Raw genomic sequence first — 4,065 nt, 5'->3', positions numbered from 1 at the left:
GCTGATCACGGTAAAGCGGTATCCACCGGCGAACGACATTGGCATTAATCCCGTGACTCATCGCAATAGCTGCCACGGAAACACCGGGCTGCTCGCACTCTTGAACGACTTGGGTCTTGAAGGATTTCGGGTATGACTTACGTTGGCGCATGACGATCCTGGCATTAAGGGTAATTGCGTCCGCTTAAAAATACGCGGACACAATCGTCCTTATTGCTCGGGCTCGGAAGGTGTGTTCCCCGGCCCCTTACATTAGGGCGGACGCGCAATAGTTTTGTTAATTGCTCCTGGCCGTATATCACCTATCAGCGATGCTGTATCCGCTCCTCAATTTCACTCGCCCGCTTACCAGCAAGCCTGTCAGCACATTCTTGACAAGGACAAGTTATGGGTAGGCTGAATCAAATTCATAATCGCGGCTGCGCGCTCGCCTTTGCACAGCCGACTGCGGAGAACCAGCTCTCTAGCTCATATGCCCATGACTTTATTCGGTAGAGGTGGCGCTTTTGTATCAGGGAACATTTTGGTGACGCAACAGTCACAACCATTCGCCAGGTTTCAACCCAACTATTACCAAGGAGAGGTAAGCATGGCCTTCGACGCCTTCATCCAATTTGACGATATCGCTGGCGAAGCGCTGGATGACCAGTACACCAACTGGATCGAGACCACAAGCTACAACTTCGGCATCAATCAAAGCACCTCTGCCACCGCAAGCTCTTCTGGCGGCGCAGCTTCAGGGCGTACGACTCTGACCAATTTTACCTTCACCAAGTTTCTCGACATCGCCAGTTGCAAGCTGCTGGAAGCAAGCTGTGCGGGTCAACATTTTAAGGAAGTGACGCTCGTGCTTTGTCGGGCAGGCACGGACAAGCTTAAGTACTACGAAATTGTATTGGAGGAGGTGATCATTGCCGACTACTCACAGAACGCCAGTTCGGGCGTTCCCATCGAAGTCATTCAGTTGAATTACGGGCGTATCAAAACCACGTACACCCGGCAAAAACGTTCCGATGGTAGCGGTGGCGGGAATGTGACAGGGGGCTGGGATCGGATCAACAATAAGAAGTACGCGTGAGAAAAAGCAATGTCTGAAGCACGCAGCTTTATCAACCCAAGAACTCAGTCGTACCAGTCGTTGAAAGCTAGCACACCGGTGTCCGGGTATGCCCAAGGCAAATTTGATGTCTTGAATACGCATATTGCCACCAGTGTGGTCATGGCCGGGGAGCTTGTTATTGTGGGCGACGCCAGTACGCCATCTTGCACCAGCCAAGAAGCGTTCTTGATGGCCAATGCTGCTCAGGTGCATAGAGATCTGCTAACCAGCTGGGTGGAGGGGGATGATTTTTTCCTGGAACACTTCGACTTGCTGCAGAGCGTACTGGCCAATGCCTCAATCGGAGCGGGTGCAGCCAGTGATGGGTGGAGCAAGCACCTGGGAAATATCAAGGTCACACTTGAGGAGATCGAGAAACTACACCGCGATTACCTCGGCTCTGGCACCCTGAGTGCCCGCGACACGTTTTACGCCAAGCGCACCGCTTTGTTCATAAAGCTCGAAAAGCAGTTGGGGAACGTTGCCGCGTATGGCTCAGGGTTACGTAACCAGGGAAAGATCAAGCAGGCATTGGGTATCTCGACCCGCAGCTACCTCCATACAGGAGAGATCGCCGGCTATGCCGACAAAGTGTCTGGCGTTGCCAGAGCGTCGAATCTAATCAAGAAAGGCACTTATATTGGTACTGCGCTGGATGTGGCGTCCACAGGCTTGTCGATTCATAAAGCCTGCACGTTGGGCCGGGAGGAACAATGCCGCCGCGCCAAATATGTCGAAAGTTCGACATTGATGGGGAGCTTGGCGGGCGGCAGCGCCGGGGGGTATGTGGGCGGTATGGCTGGGACTGCTGTTTGTGCCGTAGTTCTGGGGGTCAGTACAAGCGGCCCCGGAGCACTAGCTTGTGCTGTCGTCGGCGGTGCAGTGGGCGGTAAGCTCTTCGGTGATTTCGGGAGCAAGACAGGCGAGATGCTGGGTGACTTTTTGTATGGTGAGGTATCGGAGTGAATGAAGTTGCCCCTGGATTGATCGCGTTGCTGATCATTGCACCCATGATGCTGGCTATGGTCGTACAGTGCTACATTGCACATAAATACACTGAGCGCTTTGAGTCGTTTCTTACGAATTGCATCTTCGTGACCGGCAATAAAAATACATTTCAACATGCAGGTTTGTTGGGCAAGGTCATGCGCACCGGGTTGATCTCAATGGTGCTGGCTGTACCGAAGATCTTTGTGCGCAGGAAGTTAATTGATTTCGATGAAGTTAAACGCTTCCCGCCGCGCATGAGACGGCTGCTGGTGAGTCTGTTAGGCATCCACATCCTTTTGCTCGCTGCGCTGGCCATATTCAATTATGTACAGCCCTGAATCTTATGAGTCAGGCTGGCATCCACTGATGCGGAAGCAACCGGTCAATCTCTCTCGCCTGCTGCGTAGGCAGCCGCGTCAGCACATCTTTGAGATAAGCATACGGATCATGCCCATTCAGCCGTGCACTGGATCAAACTCATGATCGCCGCCGCCCTTTTCCCGCTGCGCAACGACCCTGCGAAGAGCCAGTTCTTGCGTCCAAGCGCCCAAGGCCGGATCTGGTTCTCGGCCCAATTGTTGTCAATGGGCACGGCCCCGTCATCAAGGTAGCGCGACAGCGCTGCCCAGCGTTTCAGGCTGTAATCGAGCGCTCTGCTGATCGCTGAACCTTCGAGCACAAGATCACGTTGGGCGAGCATCCAGGCATGCAGCCTATCCATCACCGGCACGGCTTTTTCTTGCCGTATTCGGCGCCGTAAATCCGGCTCCAGGTCGCTGACTTCGCACTCGATTTCGTACAACCGCTGTATATAGCGCAGGGCTTGCTCGGCGAGCGTACTTTTATTGGTAGCGTGCAGTTCAAAGAACTTACGCCGCGCATGAGCCATGCACCCAATCTCGGTCACGCCTAGTTCGAAGCTGGCTTTGTAACCGCCAAAATCATCGCAGACCAGCTTGCCCTTCCAGTCATTCAGGAAGTTGCGAGCGTGCTCTCCAGCGCGGCTAGGGCTGAAGTCGTAAACCACCGCTGCCACGTCCGAGAACTGGCTGGTGGCATAGGCCCAAACATAAGAACGGTGGGTTTTCTTAGTTCCCGGCATGAGCATTTGCACAGGTGTCTCATCGGCGTGAATAACCTGCTGCCCGCGCACCACGTCGCGCAGCGCATCAGCCAGCGGCTGCAACTGAACCCCAGTCACGCCCACCCATTGAGCCAAGGTTGAGCGTGGAATCGCCAAGCCCGCTCGACCGAAGATCGATTCCTGACGGTAAAGTGGCAGGTGGTCGGCAAACTTGGCGATCATGACGTGGGCCAGCAGGCCCGCAGTCGGAATGCCCTTATCAATAACCTGCGCCTGAACGGGTGCCTGGGTCAGCGTTTCGCAGTCATCGCAGACCTATTTTCCGAAGCCGTCATGCACCAGCACTTTCATGCGATTGGCGCGGCGGTTGTCGAACAGATAAGCACAGTGCGGCTGCGCCGCACCGAACACCGCAATCACCCGGGCTAACGCCGTGTCGGTACCGGCGCGCATATCCATCGGCTCGGTGGCGAGCCAGATGGAGTCGATGCGAATCATCGCAGAAGGTCTCGAAGAAAGGTCGCGCAGGCAGCAGCATTTTCAGTGGGCCAGTTCACTGTGACGGTGCCGCGCGGGTGCTGTATTTCAACGCAGATATTCGATGATGCTGAGTGCAAGCTTGTCCCGGCCAGCGGCACGGGTAACGGAATAAATGCAGGTTGCAGCGTTGTGCTTTTCTGCGATTGCAGCCGAATCCATTTGTGGACGAGGTTTGCGTTGAGGTTATGGCTGAGTGGCCTAAGTCCTGTGGAATACAGGACTCAAGCACGGCGGGCATAGAAGGCGTCCAACTTTTCGGGGTCAGATCAATTTAAGTGGACACCATGTCTTGGCTTTGCGGGACTGGGTAGATGACTTGGCCGGACGCTTACGGTATGCATTGATGGCGCAC

At 54.7% G+C, this 4,065-nt stretch carries 5 protein-coding genes and 1 pseudogene; 3 read left to right on the top strand and 3 right to left on the bottom strand.

Annotation, left to right across the window (positions count from 1 at the left end; all coding sequences use genetic code 11):
* On the bottom strand, window positions 1-151 hold a 151-nt coding region (locus AWM79_RS24120; RefSeq protein ID WP_156430162.1), incomplete at its 3' end, for a transposase.
* Window positions 152-589: 438 nt separating this feature from the next.
* Between AWM79_RS24120 and AWM79_RS04465 the strand changes: the two genes are divergently transcribed.
* From AWM79_RS04465 to AWM79_RS04455, 3 genes are read left to right on the top strand one after another with little or no spacing between them, the layout of a single operon-like run.
* Window positions 590-1,078, top strand: a complete 489-nt coding sequence (locus tag AWM79_RS04465; RefSeq protein ID WP_060782240.1) for an Hcp family type VI secretion system effector — start codon at window positions 590-592, stop codon at window positions 1,076-1,078.
* Between the two features lie 9 nt (window positions 1,079-1,087).
* Complete coding sequence (locus tag AWM79_RS04460; protein WP_060782239.1) at window positions 1,088-2,065, top strand: hypothetical protein; 978 nt, start codon at window positions 1,088-1,090, stop codon at window positions 2,063-2,065.
* The gene (locus tag AWM79_RS04455; RefSeq protein WP_026012947.1) at window positions 2,062-2,427 is read left to right on the top strand and encodes a hypothetical protein; all 366 of its coding nucleotides are present in this window, start codon (window positions 2,062-2,064) and stop codon (window positions 2,425-2,427) included. Before AWM79_RS04460 ends, AWM79_RS04455 begins: the two co-directional genes overlap by 4 nt.
* Before the next feature lie 10 nt (window positions 2,428-2,437).
* Here AWM79_RS04455 and tnpC read toward each other — a convergent pair.
* A pseudogene (tnpC, locus tag AWM79_RS04450) lies at window positions 2,438-3,488 on the bottom strand (IS66 family transposase); the annotation flags it as partial.
* Window positions 3,489-3,671, bottom strand: coding sequence for an IS66 family insertion sequence element accessory protein TnpB (tnpB, locus tag AWM79_RS26025; RefSeq protein ID WP_017129785.1), 183 nt, complete (start codon window positions 3,669-3,671; stop codon window positions 3,489-3,491). It abuts the pseudogene before it with no gap.
* Window positions 3,672-4,065: the final 394 nt, after the last annotated feature.

Origin of the sequence: Pseudomonas agarici (genome assembly GCF_001543125.1) — a bacterium.
GTDB classification, from domain to species: Bacteria; Pseudomonadota; Gammaproteobacteria; order Pseudomonadales; family Pseudomonadaceae; genus Aquipseudomonas; species Aquipseudomonas agarici.
This window is presented reverse-complemented; position numbering and strand designations above follow the sequence as displayed.